Annotated in this window: 16 protein-coding genes; 3 read left to right on the forward strand and 13 right to left on the reverse strand. The window is 43.9% G+C overall.

What is annotated here, in order from left to right; translation table 11 throughout:
* Positions 1 to 136 precede the first annotated feature (136 nt).
* The 12 genes from ACFSVM_RS11315 to ACFSVM_RS11370 all read right to left on the reverse strand — a co-directional run bounded on the left by ACFSVM_RS11315 (position 137) and on the right by ACFSVM_RS11370 (position 14,050).
* Positions 137 to 574 (reverse strand): hypothetical protein, encoded by a 438-nt coding sequence (locus tag ACFSVM_RS11315; protein WP_379262187.1) that lies wholly within the window; start codon positions 572 to 574, stop codon positions 137 to 139.
* 10 nt (positions 575 to 584) lie between these two features.
* The gene (locus ACFSVM_RS11320; RefSeq protein ID WP_379262189.1) at positions 585 to 1,124 is read right to left on the reverse strand and encodes a LytTR family DNA-binding domain-containing protein; all 540 of its coding nucleotides are present in this window, start codon (positions 1,122 to 1,124) and stop codon (positions 585 to 587) included.
* Between the two features lie 33 nt (positions 1,125 to 1,157).
* Positions 1,158 to 2,342, reverse strand: coding sequence for a serine hydrolase domain-containing protein (locus ACFSVM_RS11325; RefSeq protein ID WP_076313840.1), 1,185 nt, complete (start codon positions 2,340 to 2,342; stop codon positions 1,158 to 1,160).
* Positions 2,343 to 2,487: 145 nt separating this feature from the next.
* Positions 2,488 to 4,911 (reverse strand): RNA polymerase recycling motor HelD, encoded by a 2,424-nt coding sequence (helD, locus tag ACFSVM_RS11330; RefSeq protein ID WP_379262983.1) that lies wholly within the window; start codon positions 4,909 to 4,911, stop codon positions 2,488 to 2,490.
* Between the two features lie 324 nt (positions 4,912 to 5,235).
* On the reverse strand, positions 5,236 to 5,544 hold the full coding sequence (locus tag ACFSVM_RS11335; RefSeq protein ID WP_090724427.1) for a hypothetical protein: 309 nt from the start codon (positions 5,542 to 5,544) through the stop codon (positions 5,236 to 5,238).
* A 73-nt stretch (positions 5,545 to 5,617) separates the two neighbouring features.
* On the reverse strand, positions 5,618 to 7,873 hold the full coding sequence (locus tag ACFSVM_RS11340; protein ID WP_379262192.1) for an ATP-binding cassette domain-containing protein: 2,256 nt from the start codon (positions 7,871 to 7,873) through the stop codon (positions 5,618 to 5,620).
* A 180-nt stretch (positions 7,874 to 8,053) separates the two neighbouring features.
* Positions 8,054 to 8,230, reverse strand: coding sequence for a hypothetical protein (locus ACFSVM_RS11345; protein WP_177178700.1), 177 nt, complete (start codon positions 8,228 to 8,230; stop codon positions 8,054 to 8,056).
* A gap of 37 nt (positions 8,231 to 8,267) precedes the next feature.
* Positions 8,268 to 9,467: an MFS transporter gene (locus tag ACFSVM_RS11350; protein ID WP_143757762.1), complete on the reverse strand. Its 1,200-nt coding sequence runs from the start codon at positions 9,465 to 9,467 to the stop codon at positions 8,268 to 8,270.
* Between the two features lie 263 nt (positions 9,468 to 9,730).
* Positions 9,731 to 10,936, reverse strand: a complete 1,206-nt coding sequence (locus ACFSVM_RS11355) for an NAD-dependent epimerase/dehydratase family protein (RefSeq protein ID WP_083655943.1) — start codon at positions 10,934 to 10,936, stop codon at positions 9,731 to 9,733.
* Between the two features lie 14 nt (positions 10,937 to 10,950).
* Positions 10,951 to 11,841 (reverse strand): patatin-like phospholipase family protein, encoded by an 891-nt coding sequence (locus ACFSVM_RS11360; RefSeq protein WP_256209698.1) that lies wholly within the window; start codon positions 11,839 to 11,841, stop codon positions 10,951 to 10,953.
* 16 nt (positions 11,842 to 11,857) lie between these two features.
* Positions 11,858 to 13,006, reverse strand: coding sequence for a glycosyltransferase family 4 protein (locus ACFSVM_RS11365; protein WP_076313835.1), 1,149 nt, complete (start codon positions 13,004 to 13,006; stop codon positions 11,858 to 11,860).
* Positions 13,007 to 13,273: 267 nt separating this feature from the next.
* The gene (locus ACFSVM_RS11370; protein WP_076313834.1) at positions 13,274 to 14,050 is read right to left on the reverse strand and encodes a TerC family protein; all 777 of its coding nucleotides are present in this window, start codon (positions 14,048 to 14,050) and stop codon (positions 13,274 to 13,276) included.
* A gap of 276 nt (positions 14,051 to 14,326) precedes the next feature.
* On the opposite strand from ACFSVM_RS11370, the gene ACFSVM_RS11375 reads away from it, so the two are divergent.
* Both ACFSVM_RS11375 and ACFSVM_RS11380 read left to right on the forward strand, forming a co-directional pair.
* Positions 14,327 to 14,431 (forward strand): DUF6254 family protein, encoded by a 105-nt coding sequence (locus ACFSVM_RS11375; RefSeq protein WP_256209697.1) that lies wholly within the window; start codon positions 14,327 to 14,329, stop codon positions 14,429 to 14,431.
* Between the two features lie 388 nt (positions 14,432 to 14,819).
* Positions 14,820 to 15,773 (forward strand): L-lactate dehydrogenase, encoded by a 954-nt coding sequence (locus tag ACFSVM_RS11380; protein WP_379262196.1) that lies wholly within the window; start codon positions 14,820 to 14,822, stop codon positions 15,771 to 15,773.
* Positions 15,774 to 15,827: 54 nt separating this feature from the next.
* On the opposite strand, the gene ACFSVM_RS11385 is transcribed toward ACFSVM_RS11380, so the two are convergent.
* Positions 15,828 to 16,391 (reverse strand): TetR/AcrR family transcriptional regulator, encoded by a 564-nt coding sequence (locus tag ACFSVM_RS11385; protein ID WP_379262198.1) that lies wholly within the window; start codon positions 16,389 to 16,391, stop codon positions 15,828 to 15,830.
* Between the two features lie 167 nt (positions 16,392 to 16,558).
* Between ACFSVM_RS11385 and ACFSVM_RS11390 the strand changes: the two genes are divergently transcribed.
* Positions 16,559 to 18,037: a DHA2 family efflux MFS transporter permease subunit gene (locus ACFSVM_RS11390; RefSeq protein WP_379262200.1), complete on the forward strand. Its 1,479-nt coding sequence runs from the start codon at positions 16,559 to 16,561 to the stop codon at positions 18,035 to 18,037.
* Positions 18,038 to 18,245 lie beyond the last annotated feature (208 nt).

The following is an 18,245-nucleotide window of genomic DNA, read 5'->3' on the forward strand; positions in this document are numbered from 1 at the left end:
TTCCTGATATAAAGTAAAAACAGCAGCCAAAAGCTGCTGTTTTGTTGTAATGCTCAATACAAAAACAAACCACTAGATATCCTTTAGTGAAGTGGGCTGTCGATCCATGCCCTATTTATGACATAACGCTTCTCAGCTACAGGTTATTCCTCTTAACTACATTCTTAAACCTCTCCAACCTTTTCTGCGCTCGTCGGTACATTACATAATCCAATACATTCGCAATACAAATGATGGCAAGCACTATCAGCAGGGACGTGGTGAATTCTCCTCTGCTCTCTATTTCGCCTCTGCTTAACATATAAAAAGTAATCATTATGCATGCTGTCACCAGCAGGGCAATCAGATTGTTAATGAAAAAGTAGGTTCGAGGATTTGCAATATTAATCGGAAGAAGAGCTGTGACCCATTCCGTAAGGAACCCAATGATGAGCCCTATACTTCCGCTGGCCAGTACAACCATTGCTCTATAGGTGAACGCTGTATCTGATGTGTCTAGAAACTGGAGAATCACACCCATGAAGAGGCCCAGAAAAAATGACTTTATAATGTTTGCATAATGAATCTTTTCCATCGTGATTCTCCTATATTTTAAGTGTGTTCCTAAGCTTCTTCGAGAACATCTTTGATACTTCTAGTTCTGTGTTGTTGTCCATACGAATGACATATCTGGAGTTAAACCAAGGAATAATCTCTTTGACATGCAGCAAATTCACGAGCTGGGATTTATTAATTCGCACAAATCCTTTTACAGCCCACAGGTTCTCGTAATACTGCAGCGTCTCTTTGATACTATATTGATTTTTGACCGTATAGGCCATAATCCCCTCCGATCCCGCTTCTAGATATAAGACATCTGTTGGATCGATGACTGCAAATTTATTATCCAGAAATCCGGTTAGTGTATTCCTGATCTGATAATCATCACGAATACCGGACACGAGCAGCTTAATTACATCCATGTAATCCAGTGCATCAAAAACAATACTGAGCTTCTCCTTGGGCAGATCATGACCTCGTTCTACGAGTACAATACTGCTGTCCTGCGAGACTTCTATCTGATACTTGATCAATTCTTGCCTTAATTTATCCCGAACCTTATCTGAACATATCAATTGAACCATCCGAAGTCTCCTATTGACAGCATACCAAATTCGTTATTCTACAACCATCCTATCATAGATCATCCTGATTTTTATTAACTCCTCAATCCCTTTTTTCTTGTATTCCAGAGAACCGAAATTCGCAATAAAATACGTATCCTTTTGTTTATCATAGAGCATATAAGTCCCAGTAGCGCCGACACCGCCATACAGATCGGTCATTGAGCCCAGCAGAAAGGACAGCTCACTAAAATCAAATAACATCATGCCCATGCTGTAATGAATCCCTTTTTCATATTGCTGATCAAAGCTCGTCATCTGACGGTATACCTCATCAGACAACCATTCTCCATCCTCTAGTGCTCGCATGAACTTTAATAGATCATTCATCGTTGTGACCACTCCTCCGCCTGCCCAGTCAACCGATAATGCATCTCTTCTGCTAAAGTCAATATCGTTGATGTAGATTCCAAGTAATTCAGCCGCCGCCGGTCGATCCTTAGTGAACAAATAACTATGATCCATGCCTAATGGTTTAAATACTTTTTCTTCTAAAATTGTCGAGTAAGGCCGACCTTCCACCGCTTCCAGGATAAGTCCGAGCAAAATATAGCCCGTATCCGAATAATAAAATTGTTGACCCGGAATTCCCACGGGTTCTTGATAATCTCTTGTGAATGAGATGAGTTCCTGGGGAGTGAAGGCAAGATCTGGATCTGATGAGATTCTTGTCAGCATCGGTTCCCCGTGCAGTACGGGACCCTCAAAGTAATCTGCAGCTCCTGAAGTATGGTTCAAGAGGTGTCTGATCGTTACTTGATCACTATAATCTATGCCGTCTATCACAAATAATCTCTCAAGTATATCCTGATCGAGCCAATTATTGATCTTATCTTCATATTCAAGCTTGCCTTCATCCACCAGTAAACCAAAGACAGCAGCGCACATCGTTTTACCGATACTGGCAGAATGATACGGACTGTCAGCATGAACAGGTTTTTGTGAAGAACGGTTTATTGTTCCTACCGCAAATTGTCCATGGTATCCCGTTTGGTTGGAGTAAATCGTTAGTAAGACACTCGATAAATCACGGTTGTTATTGACGATTTTGGATAAATGGCTGCGGATCTGTTCACTGGCTTCTTCCTCTGACAACGGCCTATTCATCACAGCTAATATGACCCATCCTAATACAGCAATAATGACGATGCCTGCCAAAATGCTAATGACAATTCTCAACGTGTGAACCACCTTTCGATTCATGTATTTATATACATAATCTAATCCGTAGATTGGAAAATAGATGCCAATCTACGGTAAGTGGTCATTTTTTAAGGCTAAGTCATCTTTTGGGATGGCTCAAAGCAGCTACGAACAGCACTCGTTATGCCTGGGTCATCACAAACAAATCTGCATTCAGTGATTGGACGAACGGTGTCCATTCTCCTGTTGAATAGAGCAGCAGCCGATGCATCGCACGTGTACAGGCCGTATAGAAGAGCTTACGCTCGCTCTCCTGTTGATAACTATCAGCAGACGCATCATAGATAAGGACAGCATCGAATTCCACACCCTTTGCCAAGTAGACAGGGATGATCGACACACCCGCTTCAAAGGTGAGCGTACCCTTCGTTACCAGCTTCACATCTTGGCAGCCACTTGCAGTTAGCAGCTCAAATGCCTCTTTACTCTCGGCTGCCGTCTTTGTAATGATACCAATCGAGGTTAGTCCTTCTTCCCTAAGAGAAGTGAGGTGCTCAGCAATACGAATGATCCGATTCTCTCCATTTTCAATTCTATATAGGTCAGGCTTCCTGCCACTGCGATTGAAAGGGATGACCTCTTTGGCTTCGGGCAGCAACGCTTTGGTAAATTCAACAATTTCTCTCGTCGAACGATAACTCCGAACCAGGTGAAATACACTGGTGTCTGCTTCACCATATAGCCGAATGAGGGGGGAGTCAACACCATGCAGCTCCGTTGCCTGCGTGTAGATGGCCTGGCTGAAATCACCCAAAATCGTCATTCGAGCACGAGGAAACATTTTTTTGAGGTACTCATATTGGAACATCGAATAATCCTGTCCTTCGTCTACGAACACATGCCGCACCTGGGTATTTGTCCGCACGCCTTCAATGAGCTCTTTTAAAAACAAATAGGGTGTAGCATCTTCGTAAAATAATTCAAGCTGCCCGAGCTTATCCCTCGTCTGCTGACAAATCTGCGGCCATAATGACGGCATATCTGCTTGATCCCCCATCTGTCCAAACACACGCTCTTCCTCAAATAAATTCGAATATATCTGAGCTAGATCAATGAATGACAACCGCTTTACACTTTGTTTTACAGGTGAGAAGTTCTCTTTCACAACCATTACTCGCAGCAGCTCTTCCTCTCGATCGGCGAAATCAAAATCCCCTTCATCCGCCCTGCGCCGGTTATTTAATCTCTCTCTGACCTCTTCATATTGTTCGGCAAAGTCAAAGACCGCCCTCTCGTTATGCAATTCACGATATACTTCGGCATATGCATCCTGATCAAGATAATCAAGCTCATCTCGTACCCAAGAAGCTTCCAGCTCTTTTTTCTCAAGAATACGAAGTTCACTTAGCAGCCACTCCTTCAACAGAGCAATCCGATTGGCAAGTCGAATGGAAGCATCATAGCTGTAGAATTTAGATTCTATTTGCTCTGCTGAGATTAGATCACGTCCACGAAACCGAATGGCTCTAAACTTCATCCCTTCGTGCGTAAGCCAATTTGCATAATTTTGTATCACATTTAGAAATCCCTCGGAAGCTTTGTATTTTATACCGCTTAACCTTGCTGCGTACTCTTCTTCATGGGATCGTTGTGCTGTCAATACATATTCCATTTGATCGAACGGATCCTCGAGATGAAATGTGTCGCTGAGCGAATAATCAAGATATTCCTGAAAGGTCACCTGCTGCATATTCTCTTCGCCGAGCTCAGGCAGTACAGTCGACACGTAGCTGTTGAACATCGGATTGGGCGAGAATAGAACGACTTGATCTGCGGTTAATCTCTCCCGATGCTTGTAGAGAAGATATGCAACCCGCTGAAGCGCTGCTGAAGTTTTGCCGCTGCCTGCTGCACCCTGAACGATCAGCAATCGACTGGTATCGTTACGAATAATTGCGTTCTGTTCCTTCTGTATTGTGGCTACTATACTCCTCATCTGATGGTCTGCACCTTGACCAAGCACCTGTTGTAATAGTTCGTCCCCGATCGTCAGACTTGTGTCAAACACATTGCACAGCTCACCTTGCCGAATTTGATACTGTCTCTTAAGCGTCATCATACCCGCGATCTGTCCGCTGGGTGTATCATAGCTGGCCGCTCCAGGCTCATAATCGTAATACATGCTTGCTATGGGCGTGCGCCAGTCATAAACCAAGAAATCCATCCCTTCCGAATCTACAAAGGAAGAAACGCCAATATAAACCTTCTCCGTGACGCTCATCCCTTTTTCCTTGAAATCAATCCTGCCGAAATAAGGCGATTTCAGTAATCGCTTCATATTCCTCAACTGCTGCAAGCGAAGCTTGTGGCTTCTCTCCCGCTCTGACAATAGCGCCTCCTGCTGCCTTATGCTGTAAAACGTTTCTTCAAAGTCCTCATGCGTATTGGTGTTGACGGTCACTTCTTCCCAGAAACGACGGCGAATACCTGTTACCTGATCATGCAGCCCAGTAACCTCCGGTTCCAATTCAATGATTCTCGCTTCCAGCTCCCGTACAACCTGATTTAACCGTTCCTGCTCTAGGTTCCATTCTTTAGTATTCATCACTTGCAGATCCGCCCTTCATTCGAGATTTGACAATCCACAAGGCATATGATAAAATAATAGTGTGAGATAAAAAATAGGTTCATTATGCCTTGTGACAATGTATTGAGACATTCGTTTCAACATAGTATCACATTGCTTTTTTGTGTGCAAATCATTTTTTATTTATAAACAGACTCGGCAGCCAGTCGGGTCTGTTTTTTTGTATACTCCAGCTTCTGCTGTGTCTAACACGCTCCCTTTATAATACATAGAGCCACCCTGTTAGGTGGCTCTGATTTAAAGTATTTATTATTTACTCATTAACCCCTGATGTGAACTTCATTAACCTTCCACAATGTCTGCACGTAGATCTGACGCGACTTCCATCATCTTAGGTACAACCTCTTCTTGAGAAATGGCTACATAAATATCCCCATTATAATGCCGGAACGGAATCCGCATCTCTCTCAGCTCCCACATGAAGAAATCACCCTTAATTGACATCGTGCTCTCCGGACCTTTGACAGTCAGTACAGTCTCATAAGTAAAATCATCCTTCTCTGCAAAATAGGCTTTGCACTCATCTAATGAAATTTCAAGAGCTTCCGCAGCATCTTGCATCGATCTTGTAATTCGAAATCGTTGATTCATTCTATATCCTCCAGAAGTAAGTTAAGCTGTTATTCTAACATACATCGTTCAATAATCGAAGAAAGTACCACCTTTACCTTAGGTACCGTCCGGTAATCGACGATTCCGCATGAAGAATCTGTGCTGGGGGACCTTCATACACGATTTGACCGCCCTTGCTTCCTCCATCAGGCCCCAGATCAATAATCCAATCCGCTTGACTGATTACTTCAAGGTTGTGCTCAATGACAATGACCGTATTGCCAGCATCTACGAGACGGTTCATGATCGCTAGCAGGTGGCCAATATCGGACATATGGAGACCCGTTGTCGGCTCGTCCATAACGTAGATGCTGCCCTTCTTATGCAGCTCGCTTGCCAGCTTGATACGCTGACATTCTCCGCCAGACAATGTGCTGAGGGGTTGTCCCAGTGTCACGTAGTTTAGTCCTACATCACTCATCGCCTGCAGCTTACGGACGACTTCCTTAAGCTCAAAGAATTCCAGGGCCTGCTCTACCGTCATTGCCAGTACATCGGCAATCGATTTGCCGTTCAGCTTGTACTCCAGCACCTCTTCCTTAAAGCGTTTGCCTCCACACACATCACACGGCAGCTTCACACTGTCAAGGAATGCAAGGTCCGTATATACAACCCCCAGCCCCTGGCAATTCTCACAAGCCCCTTTGGAGTTAAAGCTGAATAAGCCTTGGTTTACTTTGTTTGCGGAAGCAAACGCTTTGCGCACATCATCCATAATCCCCGTGTAGGTAGCCGGATTTGAACGTGTTGAGACACCAACTGCGGATTGATCGATCACGATTGCATCAGGGTGCTCGCTGAGAAATATATCGTTAATCAGCGTACTTTTGCCCGAACCAGCAACTCCTGTAACAACGGTCAGAATGCCTGCTGGAATATCAACACTCACGTTCTTCAAATTATGCAGCGATGCATCCTTGATCGAGAGATGTCCTGAGGGGCGTCTCGATTCCTGCTTCAATTGAAGCGGAAGCTTCATATGGTTGCCCGTGAGCGTATTCGACTCAAGCAGACCTTGGTAGCTGCCTTCATATACGATATTCCCGCCGCGACTTCCGGCATAAGGACCTACATCCACAATATGATCCGCGACCTTGATGACATCAGGATCATGTTCAACTACGATCACCGTATTGCCCTTATCGCGCAGCTTCTGCAGTAATTCATTCAGTCTATGCACGTCCCTTGGATGAAGACCCACACTGGGCTCATCAAAAATATAAGTTACGTCAACCAGACTCCCGCTTAAATGCTTGACCATCTTGACCCGCTGAGACTCACCCCCGGACAAGGTATCTGTTTCACGATCCAGTGTCAAATAGTCGAGTCCAATATCGACAAGATGCTGAAGCCGCTCTGTCAGCGATTTAACAATGGGAGCTGCAATCGGCTCGTCAATATTTTGAATCACATTAAGCAGCTCTCCCACTTCCATAGAGGACAGATCCGCAATGTTAAGCCCATTAATTTTGCAGCTTAAAGTGGCTTGACTGAGTCTCGCACCGTGACAACTCGAGCAAGGGCCTTCAGAGATAAAGGGTGCGACTGTTTTTTGTGTCCGTTCGGATTTGGTCTTTACATCCTGCTTGATGTATTTGTTGGTAAACTTCTCAATGACACCTTCTACCGTCACATTTGTTGGCTTTCCGGCAAAATCCATCTTCACTTTCCGTGCTTTGGAATAGAGCAGATGATCCAGCTCTTCCTCCGAATAATCACTCAGCTTCTTATCTGGATCATAGTCTCCAGACTGCATCAGCATATTCCATTCCCAGCCGTTCACCGAATAGTCAGGCAGCATAATAGCTCCTTCCGAGAGGGACTTGGACATGTCGATGGCCTTATTCATGTTAACACCCAGCTTCCGTCCCAAGCCGCTGCACTCCGGGCACATCCCTTGCGGATCGTTAAAAGAGAACATATGCGCTGCCCCAACATGCGGCTGACCGACTCGAGAGAACAGAAGGCGCAGGATCGGAGAAATATCAGTAATTGTACCCATCGTGGAATGCGACCCTCCCCCCAGTCGTTTCTGATCCACAATAACGGCCATGCTTAGATTCTCAATCGAATCCGTATCCGGCTGCGGCACACGAGGGAGAAAATTGCGTACAAACATACTGAAATTTTCATTCAGCAAGCGAGTAGATTCTGCGGCGATTGTATCAAATACAATAGATGACTTGCCCGATCCCGACACGCCGGTGAAGATGGTAATCTTTCGCTTCGGGATGCGCAGGGACACATCATTCAAATTATTCTCCCTTGCCCCGGAGAGTACAATGTACTCTTGATTCCATTCTGCCATGCCTACACTCCTTTATCATCATTTTCGATATATGCACACTTTACATCTAAAAAAACCGTTTGTTGACGAAACGATTATAAGACTCCAATCAGGTCATGTCAACGTGAATCACCGATAACCAAATCACACGAAAAAAGCCGCCAAATCAGGCGACTTAGTCTTAATATCTATCACATGCTGTTACACACTTACCGTAACAATCGAACCAACTCTCAGAAGCAGCAGCAATCCATTCTCTATACTTTGAATGAAATATTTCTGATCATTCAAGACAACGACGTCATTTTCTTTCAATTGAACGTCGCTCTTGAAATAGATCAAATTATCAACTCCTGGAAGCGCACCTTTGTAATACATGTAAATTACGATCCTTTCATCAAAGAGTATGATCTCATTATATGACTTGCTTACGTTTGGACAAATAAATATATAGAATGACCCCTGTAATTGCACATAATGCGGCACATAATCCGATGAATCCATAACCCGCCTGCAGTCCCCGGAATAGCCCGAGCTGGGTATCTGCGCCAAAGAAGCTCTTCGTCCACTCTGTAATAGCTCCAATAAGATAGTTCCCGATCACACTGCCTACTCCCATAAGCGTGACGGTAAACGTAATGGCGGTATCACTTCCGTTTGGATATCGTCTAGCGATGAAGGCCATCACCGTTGGATAGATCATCGCAATACCGATCCCTGAAGCCGCAAATAGAAATGCAAGCTGTTCTCCGCCAAATATAGCAATAAATGTACAGATTGCAGATACTCCAGAGAAAATAATTAAAGATAGGGTAAATCCGATTCTGTCTGTAACAGGACCTAAGATCAATCTCGCCAGAGCGAAGCATAGGAAGAAGGTTGATAACATACCTGAAGCCGACACAGTATCCCAGCCGTAAGCCTTCTCAAGGAAGTTAACGAGCCACCCTCCGACAGCCAATTCAGATACAACTCCGAATGATAACACCAGCACCATAAGCCATAGCACGGGGTCCTTCAGGAGAACTTTTAGCGGCAAACGATCCTCCTGTGCGACATCATCACCAGGAAAAGAACTGAACAGGGCAAAAATGATAGGAATAACAGACAAAAGCAGCATGACAAGGTACATTCCTCGCCAATCCAGCGTATATCCGTTAATTGTAACCTCCATAAGTCCTGTTGCAATTAGAGGAGCCACTGTCGAGCTCAGGCCATAGAATCCATGGGTCAAATTCATCATCGTTCCCGTGTTCTTCACAAATATACGAGCACCAAGAATGGCGAGCCCAATCTCCAGCATGCCGTTACCGATATACATCAAGAAATAGGAGGCTGAGAATAAGGCATACTGCTGTGATAGGAATATAAATATTCCCGAGATCGCCATAGCAGCAAAGGATAACACCGTTATGACCTTGATCCCCCATAATCTTGTTAGATAAGCAGTGAATGAGCAGGCAATTAAATAGCCAAGCGCATTTAGAGATAACAATGTACCGAGCTGAGATTCATCCAGCATGAAGTCATATTGAATGCGGGGGATGGCGGGACCTTTAATGTTCTCTGACAAGCCGAATATGATGAAGCCAATAAATATCGTTGCCAGCTGCATCGCATAAATTTTGTTGAATGTTCCTGTACGTTTATTCACTCTAAGAAGTCTCCTTATGTACTCACTTTGCGATATTGCACGAGTTAGACAATATCCTTCGCTGCTATATATTAGACCGAACCGCTCGAGTTATAAATATAAGATTAATACTGTTGCATATAAAAATAAGGAACTTAAAATTTCTTTTAAGCCAAAAAGGAGCGTCTGCACGAACGGCTGCTGCTCCTTTTCTACCCATGTTCTATAGACTATAATTCAATAGATTACAGCAATCCCGGCTTCTGCTGCTTCGTCCACGTACTCATGGCAGGAATTTTCGAATGATCGGCACGATTGGCATACTTCTTCGCAATCTCCGTGATTTCCGACAACAGCCCCTCATTGAGCGTAATCGGAACCAGTCCCTTGGATAGAAAGAGACCATTCTCGACATGGAGATCATTCTCAGCCGCCTCTTGTCTTGGATTCGGAACAAAAGCAATTTCAGTGCCGGTCAACCGACTCACTATCTCAGCCAGATCAATAACTCGATGTGTCTCGGTCATTTGATTCATGATGAGCACTCGATCACCTGTTGCAGGAGGATGTTCAACCGCAAGCTGTATACATCGTACGGTATCTTGAATATGAATGAAGGCTCTCGTTTGACCACCGGTCCCATGTACGGTAATCGGATGCCCAATCGCTGCCTGCATGAGGAATCGATTGAGAACTGTACCATAATCTCCGTCATAATCGAAGCGATTAATCAGTCTTTCGTCTAATTGAGTCTCTCGGGTATGCGTTCCCCATACAATTCCCTGGTGAAGATCAGTAATGCGAAGCTTATCATTTTTGTTATAAAAAGCAAACAACAGCTGATCCTGAGATTTGGTCATATGGTAGATAGATCCCGGATGGGTAGGGTACAAAATTTGCTGCTGCACACGATCTCCGGCTTCAGTAACTACCTCAATATCTAGGTACCCCTCAGGTATCGGAATCCCTGCCGTACCATAGCCATAGACACCCATCGTTCCTAAATGAATCAAGTGAATATCTAAGCCGCTCTCCACGATTGCGCTGAGTATGTTATGAGTAGCATTAATATTGTTGTTCACTGTATAACGCTTCAAACGAGAGGACTTCATAGAATAAGGCGCAGATCGCTGCTCTGCAAAATGGATCATTACATCCGGCTTTTCCTCCACTATGACATTTAACAGGTCATCGTAATCCTCGGCGACATTTAGAAGATAATGCTGGATGTGCTTGCCTGATACTTCCTTCCAGGCTTCAAGACGATTTTCCATGGACTGAATTGGTGTAAGAGAATTGGTCTGGCACTCCTCATCAATTCTTCTTCTGGATAGGTTATCAATTATAATCACTTCATGTCCTAAACTGGACAAGTGAAGGCTGGTCGGCCAACCACAGAAGCCATCGCCGCCAAATACAATTATTTTTTTATGTACATCCATGTTTGTCATCTTTAACCCATCCTTTACGCATTCAATCTGTTCTTATTATGTGAATTAAACAAAAATCGGAAGAGGGCATCCTTCTGCTGCTCTGTTTCACGGTAGCCCTGCCAGTATAGCTGCATAAGCACTCGCTTGTTGCGCTCCGTTCTCCCTGCAATCAAAGGGTGTTCAGGCTGGATGATGAATACTTCTTCATCCTTCTCCATTCGGATCAATCGCTTTGTTGTCTGGTTATAGTAATGATGTCTTTTCTTCAGCTGATGCTGGAGATGAGGGAATTGTCTGAACAATCCATAATACATCCAGCCGTAAGGCTCAGGCTTTTTTATATACCCTTTATTTCGGGTTAGAACGACAAGATGACGTTTGTAGCCTCGATCAATGGAAGGCTGAATCGGAATTGGATCTGCTACGCCGCCGTCAAGAAGACGTCTACCCTGGAACAATACACTTGGAGAGAGTACAGGTAGACTGCTTGAAGCACGGACCAGGTTGAACAGATGCTCCGCCGAATCATATTGATCATGATACATTGCAGATCCCGTTGCCATATCCGTCGTCGTGATCAGGAACAATGCATTCGATTGAGAAAAGGTATTATAATCAAAGGGTGCCAGCTGCGTCGGCAGAATATTAAATATCAGATCCATATGAAAAAGCTCCTGATGGGTCAGCATCCGCTTCAGTGAAACAAGACTACGACCATCCAGCAGTTGATTAAAGGCCTTGTATATCTTCCCTTTCTGATTCGAAATATAATAACTTCCAATGAGCGCGCTGGAGGATGAAGATACAACAATCGGAAATTCGATGCCCCAATCGCTTAAGCAATCCAATACACCTGCCGTGTATAACCCCCTCATTCCCCCGCCTTCCAGGATAAGTCCAATATCATTCACCGCTGAATTCAAGCCGTCATCTCTCCTTCTAATTGGAATTCAAGATTTCCTCGTTATGCTTGAGCTTCCTTTCTAAGATCGTCTGTTTGTAATAGCCAAGCACCTGCTCTGCCGCCTCTGACCACCCCTTGCCTATACTTTCTTGATAAGCAGCCTCTGCCATCCTTTTTCTTACAGCTTCATCTTCAAACCGACAGACAGCGGAGATAAAATCGTTGTGATCGTTAGCATCATACAATAATCCTGAATGCTCGTGTCTAATCTGTTCAACTGTTGGCCCGCTTCTTGCAGCAACAACAGGAAGACCGGACGCCATGGCTTCCAGGAGGACAAGTCCCAGCGTTTCCGTCGTTGATGGGAAAACAAATACATCGGAGGATGCAAACGCCTGTGCCAGCTCTTGATCATACAGGAAGCCCGTAAAGAGTGTCGGAGTACCCTTAAAATGATTCTCCAGTGCCTGTCGATGCGGTCCATCTCCGATAATGGCCAGAACAAATTGATCAGAAGCATCAAACAGATCTCTAAGCTTCTCTATTTCCTTCTCTACTGCCAATCTGCCTACATAGAGCAATATCTTCTTGCCTTCTTGTCCTTGAGACAGCCGTTCACGCATAACCGGACTGTATTGAGTCGGGCTGAACAATTCGGTATCGACACCGCGTTTCCAGAGCAGTACATTCCGAAACTGCCGCGACGTTAGTTCTTCCTGTACAGTATGGGAAGTGCACAGATTGACGGCTGCCCGGTTGTGAAGTGATCGTATATAGGACCACATCAATCCTTTTAAATAAGAGAGCTTGTAATAATCAAGATACTGCGACAGGTTGGTATGATACGACGCCAGTAATGGGTAACCATACTTTCTCGAGTAATAGATTCCGGCAGCCCCAAGTAGAGCCGGATTGACAACATGCACAACATCAGGGTCATACTCTTTCAGCAGCTTACCTACTTTAGGGCTCGGCATTGCAAAGTTTTTCGTTCTGTATAACGGAAGTGGACGTGCTGGGATGCCATAAATTCTCGCTTCACCAAAGCTTGTGACTCCCAGATCCGGCGCAATAACGATCACTTCATGACCTTCGGCGAGAAAATGGCGAATCGACGCTGTTAATCGGGTCACTATTCCGTCAGTAGAAGGCAGAAATGTTTCTGTTATGATCGCAATTTTCATAGTACACTTCCTCCTTAGTTGATCCAACTCTAATGATACCCAATTTCTATTAAGGCTGAGTTAATTTCACAATACTATAGAAAAAATGAAGTGAATTGCTGTTGAGTTATTAATTGTTTCACTATGTATAATATCAAATCAGCCCTACATAGGGTAAGAACAAGCGGATATAAAATATAAAAAGAGCCGCGTCATTCGCAGCTCCTGGAATTCCATGCTCATATTGTCAACGACAAGTTATATTTCTCTGCTGACAGCAGGTTGAAACTATACAATATCTTCTGCCGCTTGCTTCTTGTTCGCTGGAGCAAACCAGCCCCACAGTGCAATAGCAACCAACACCCCATAGAATACAAGCGTCCAGCCTGTGCTGTGTGGAAAGTGATGATCCAGCACTCCGATGTCCTCGTGGGCAAGGGTAATTACAGCCAGCTTCACACCAACCCATGCAACGATTGCATAGGCTGTCGTTTCCAGTGCCGGGCGGTCAACAAGCAGCTTCACAAACCATGTGGCAGCAAACTTAATGAGTACCAGTCCAGCGATACCACCGAGCACTACAACGATAAATTTACCACCGTCCATTCCTCCGAAATTGCCAAGCGGTGAATCCGGAAGTCCGAGGGCAAGAGCTACTGCAGCCAGTATAGAGTCAATCGCAAAGGCGATATCGGCAAGCGCGATTTTACCAACAGTGGCCCAGTAGCTTTTTCCGGCAGCTTTTTCCTTGACGTCCTCACGAATTTTCTCGTTTTTCTTCCCGAATTTTGCTTTGATAACATGCTTTAATCCGAGGTATAGAAGATACGCTGCACCGATGGCCTGTATTTGCCAAACGTTTGCAATAAACGAGATGGCGAATAAGGCACCAAAACGAAACACAAAGGCCATCATAATTCCATAATTGATCGCTTTCTTCTTCTGCTCTTCCGGCAAGTGCTTCGCAATTACCGCCAGAACAAGGGCATTATCCGCTGATAACAATCCTTCCAATCCAATAAGAATTAGCAGCGCCCATGCATACTCCAGCCAAATAGACTCCAATCGTGTTACCCTCTCTCCATTTAAAATGTTCTTGCTGATGACTCTAGTACATACCTCATGATTCTCATCATGACAGGAAATGAATACTTACATGATTTCACTTATTTCCTTTTTTATGTACGACATTAAGTCCCATTTCGTTTCGTTATCAGAAAAAATTTAACAAACTTCGTTATATTGGAGCTGCCTAACTTGATATAGACGAATGAAATTCACCGCGCAATGACACCCTAAAGAAGTAGTATACATCTCATTTGCCTAAGGAGGATTACTGTTATGACCAACCAGAAGAGACGAAAAGAAGCTGCCTGGAAGTCACGCAAGCAAGAACAGCATCCACATGGTAAAGTAAAATCGCTCAAGGAATTGTCAAGCGAGTAAGAGATGGGCTTACTGCGATTACTGAAGAAGACTGCTGGCATGTATTGTCGGCAGTCTTTTATGATTGCAGTTACTATCATTTCAACTTATTCAACAGCTCCTCTATAACAATAACCTGAAAGTTTCGCCCAGAAACCGAACAATGAAATAACACATCCTGCTGATTCCTTGACTGTCTCAGCCCTTCTGCGATCCCTCCTCCCTATCGGCTGCTCTTTTGAACAAGGCATAGCAAATTATTTCTGTCTCCTTCGCCCTTCGTTTTCCTTATGATGACGATTCTGGATTGTACTATGCATGACAAGCTTTCATGAATGTTCATCAGCTGATAAAATGAAACAGACTTCTATGATATGGTTAATAAAACATATAAAGGAAGGTGACTGTCTTGAAGAATAATGTCAACCGTGTTGTACTTGTTGGAACAGGAGCAGTAGGATGCAGTTATGCCTATTCCATGATTAATCAAGGCTTGGCAGAAGAGCTTGTGCTAATTGATGTTAACGAGAGCAGAGCAGAAGGTGAAGCCATGGATCTGAATCATGGAATGGCTTTTACATTAACACCCACTCGAGTGTGGAGCGGTACTTACGCAGACTGCAACTCTGCAGATCTTGTCGTTATTGCAGCAGGACTTCCTCAAAAGCCTGGCGAGACTAGACTCGATCTCATTGATAAGAATACGAAAGTATTTCGGACCATTATACGCGAGATTATGGACAGTGGATTTGACGGGATTTTTCTCGTAGCTACCAATCCCGTAGATATACTCACTTATGTGACCTGGAAAGAATCAGGTCTGCCGAAGGAGCGCGTCATTGGTTCCGGTACAACCCTGGACTCGGCACGATTCCGCTACATGATTGGTGATTACCTGCAGGTCGACCCTCGTAATGTACATGCAGCGATTATCGGGGAGCACGGGGATACCGAATTTGCGGTATGGAGCCAAGCATCCATCGGAATTGAAAGCTTGTCCAAAGTGCTGGAGCGCCGTAATAATCCACAAGACCAATCCAAGCTTGATGAGATCTTCGTCAATGTACGGGATGCCGCCTATCATATTATTGAGCGAAAGGGAGCTACCTACTACGGGATCGGAATGTGCCTCGTTCGGATCACTAAGGCCATTCTTGGAAACGAGAACAGCATTCTTACCGTATCCTGTCTGCTGGAAGGCCAATATGGCCAAGAAGATGTATATATCGGCGTACCCGCAATAGTCAACCGCGGTGGAATTCGAGAAGTCATCGAAATTGGACTGGACAAGACAGAAACCGAGAAATTCAATCACTCTGCCTCCGTTCTCAAAGAAATGATTGGCACAATATATAATAAGTAGATTAAATGTCCCTCCCCATGGAGGGATTTTTCATGTTCAATATTGAATTTATGGCTAACTTATAGGTGACCTTTTGTAAATCATTGAAATTTGATTCGCTATATGCTCTGAGCTAAAGTGTATTCCGTCTCGAATCCACCACATGATCACCCCAATAATGGAAGCTGTCAGAATCTCGATCGATACCAAGTGTTCTGGTAACCCTCTCGTGATCAATGCTTTATCTCTTCTCGTTTCAATCAAATTCTTGAACAGATTAAATAACCTCGATTCATAGCTTTTATGCTCAAACAGTACAGCGAAGAGTTTCCTATTATCGTATATATAATCCAAAAATCGTGTAAGGTCCTCTTCGTTATCCATGATTTCCGACTGGACAAGCGGTTCTATCTTTATTGACAGCTCGTCAAAGATTTCATTAGTTACCTTGGTGATCAGATCATGAATATCTTCATAATGCAAATAAAATGTGGCTCTATTTAATTCAGCACGGTCGGCTACCTTCTGTACCGTGACCTGTGTCATGGATGGTTCCTCGATCAGAAGCGAAAGCGCAGCTTGTTTAAACATATTTTTAGAGCGAGTCGCTCGTGGATCTTCCTTTTTCCTCATAGACATTTCCTTCTCCTTTGTCGATTAAATCGATGATTATAATCGGTTTCTCCTTCCCTGTTGATTAAACGACGGTTTGAAAAATATTGCAAATAGTCAATTCATTTTCATTGTGGTACTATCTATTTTATTGATACGGTGTTGATAAAGCAATGCTTGGAAGGAGTATCTTAATGGAACAAGAGAAGCCAAATGTAAAAAAAGGAATACTATTATTTATTTTAATTTTAGGTTGTTTTTTATCGACCTTGAATCAAACCTTGCTCAATGTAGCTCTAAATGATCTGATGGATGTATTCAAAGTGTCGGCTACAACCATACAGTGGCTTGCAACTGGCTTTATGCTGGTTAACGGTGTGTTGATTCCCGCCACGGCCTACCTCATGAAGCGTTTCACCACCAGACAATTATTTGTAAGCTCCATGCTGCTGCTGTTAATCGGAAGCGTCATATGTGCAATATCTCCTAATTTTAGTATTCTGCTTACAGGGAGAATGATCCAAGCTGCAGGTACAGGAATAATTACACCACTCATGATGAGTGTCATCCTCATTGTCTTCCCTATTGAAAAACGAGGCAGTGTCATGGGCTTAATCGGGTTTGCCATTATATTTGCACCTGCAATTGCCCCTACGCTGGCGGGATTTATCATCGAATACGTTTCCTGGAGATGGCTCTTTATTGGATTGGTGCCTTTTGCGGCCATTGTCATTTTACTATCATTAAAATTCTTGGCTAACGTTTCTCAAACCGTCAAAGCCAAGCTTGATGTCGTGAGTGTTGTATTGTCTACGATCGGCTTCGGCTTTATATTATATGGATTTAGTACCGCTGGGAGTAAAGGCTGGGATTCCTTAAGTGTAATCCTATCTTTAATCATCGGACTCGTATTTACGTCTCTATTTTGTATGCGGCAAATCAAGTCCCCGGATCCTTTGCTGAACCTTGATGTATTTAAGAATAAGATCTTTACCTTCACATCTATCATCAATGTTCTCGTTACTATGCTGATGTATGCGGATTTGATCCTGCTGCCGATGTATCTCCAAAGCGGCAAAGGCTTTACCGCCTTTGAAGCTGGACTGTTATTACTGCCTGGTGCAGTGATTAATGCCCTGCTATCTCCAGTTACAGGCAAGCTGTATGACAAATTCGGTGCAAAGCCACTGTTTGTTACAGGTCTTCTCTTCATTATCCCATCCATGTGGGCTGTGACTGACTTATCCGGTGACACTTCTTATATGTATTTAATGATCAGAACCATTTGTTTGCGTATTGGTCTCAGCTTTATTACTATGCCGCTTAACACGGCCGGTTTGAATGCCTTGCCAAGACAATTGGGCACACATGGCTCCGCAGTGAACAATACGGTTCGGCAAATTGCAGGAGCAATTGGAACAGCTGTTGTGATCACCATCTATACCGCTCAAGCAGCAAGTCATTCGATTGAAGTTCAGAGTCAGAATCCCACGGCTTCATCTGAATTCATCGCGACCTTGTCCTCCATATTAGGCTCAGGCGACGCATACTATTTTATGATGATTATAGGGATCCTTGCACTTGTACTGACGCTGCTCATGCCTGGCAAAAAGGCACAAAAGCAGATAACGGAGCAAGCTGTAGGGAACAAAGAGACGGTGTTATCTAAATAGCATTTTTTCATAAAAATGGAGGAAGATGAGATCAGCCATTGTTGCTGTCCATCTTCTTTTTTTGTTGATTTCCAAAACGTTTGCGGTATTAATTATGACATCAGACCGATCTTACATCCCATTTTTTATAAAAATAGAGCTAAAAAGTAGCACGTATGATAGAATAGGTAACACGATATGAGTGAAGGCAATTTCAATAAATCAGCAT

Origin of the sequence: Paenibacillus shunpengii (assembly GCF_042684905.1) — a bacterium.
Classification (GTDB): Bacteria; Bacillota; Bacilli; order Paenibacillales; family Paenibacillaceae; genus Paenibacillus; species Paenibacillus shunpengii.

Coding starts and splice junctions, on each gene's coding strand:
- ACFSVM_RS11315 (WP_379262187.1), bottom strand. CDS start 574: ATGGAAAAGATTCATTATGCAAACATTATAAAGTCATTTTTTCTGGGC.
- ACFSVM_RS11320 (WP_379262189.1), bottom strand. CDS start 1,124: ATGGTTCAATTGATATGTTCAGATAAGGTTCGGGATAAATTAAGGCAA.
- helD (WP_379262983.1), bottom strand. CDS start 4,911: ATGAATACTAAAGAATGGAACCTAGAGCAGGAACGGTTAAATCAGGTT.
- ACFSVM_RS11335 (WP_090724427.1), bottom strand. CDS start 5,544: ATGAATCAACGATTTCGAATTACAAGATCGATGCAAGATGCTGCGGAA.
- ACFSVM_RS11340 (WP_379262192.1), bottom strand. CDS start 7,873: ATGGCAGAATGGAATCAAGAGTACATTGTACTCTCCGGGGCAAGGGAG.
- ACFSVM_RS11345 (WP_177178700.1), bottom strand. CDS start 8,230: ATGTATTACAAAGGTGCGCTTCCAGGAGTTGATAATTTGATCTATTTC.
- ACFSVM_RS11350 (WP_143757762.1), bottom strand. CDS start 9,467: ATGCAGCTGGCAACGATATTTATTGGCTTCATCATATTCGGCTTGTCA.
- ACFSVM_RS11355 (WP_083655943.1), bottom strand. CDS start 10,936: ATGACAAACATGGATGTACATAAAAAAATAATTGTATTTGGCGGCGAT.
- ACFSVM_RS11365 (WP_076313835.1), bottom strand. CDS start 13,006: ATGAAAATTGCGATCATAACAGAAACATTTCTGCCTTCTACTGACGGA.
- ACFSVM_RS11375 (WP_256209697.1), top strand. CDS start 14,327: ATGACCAACCAGAAGAGACGAAAAGAAGCTGCCTGGAAGTCACGCAAG.
- ACFSVM_RS11385 (WP_379262198.1), bottom strand. CDS start 16,391: ATGTCTATGAGGAAAAAGGAAGATCCACGAGCGACTCGCTCTAAAAAT.
- ACFSVM_RS11390 (WP_379262200.1), top strand. CDS start 16,559: ATGGAACAAGAGAAGCCAAATGTAAAAAAAGGAATACTATTATTTATT.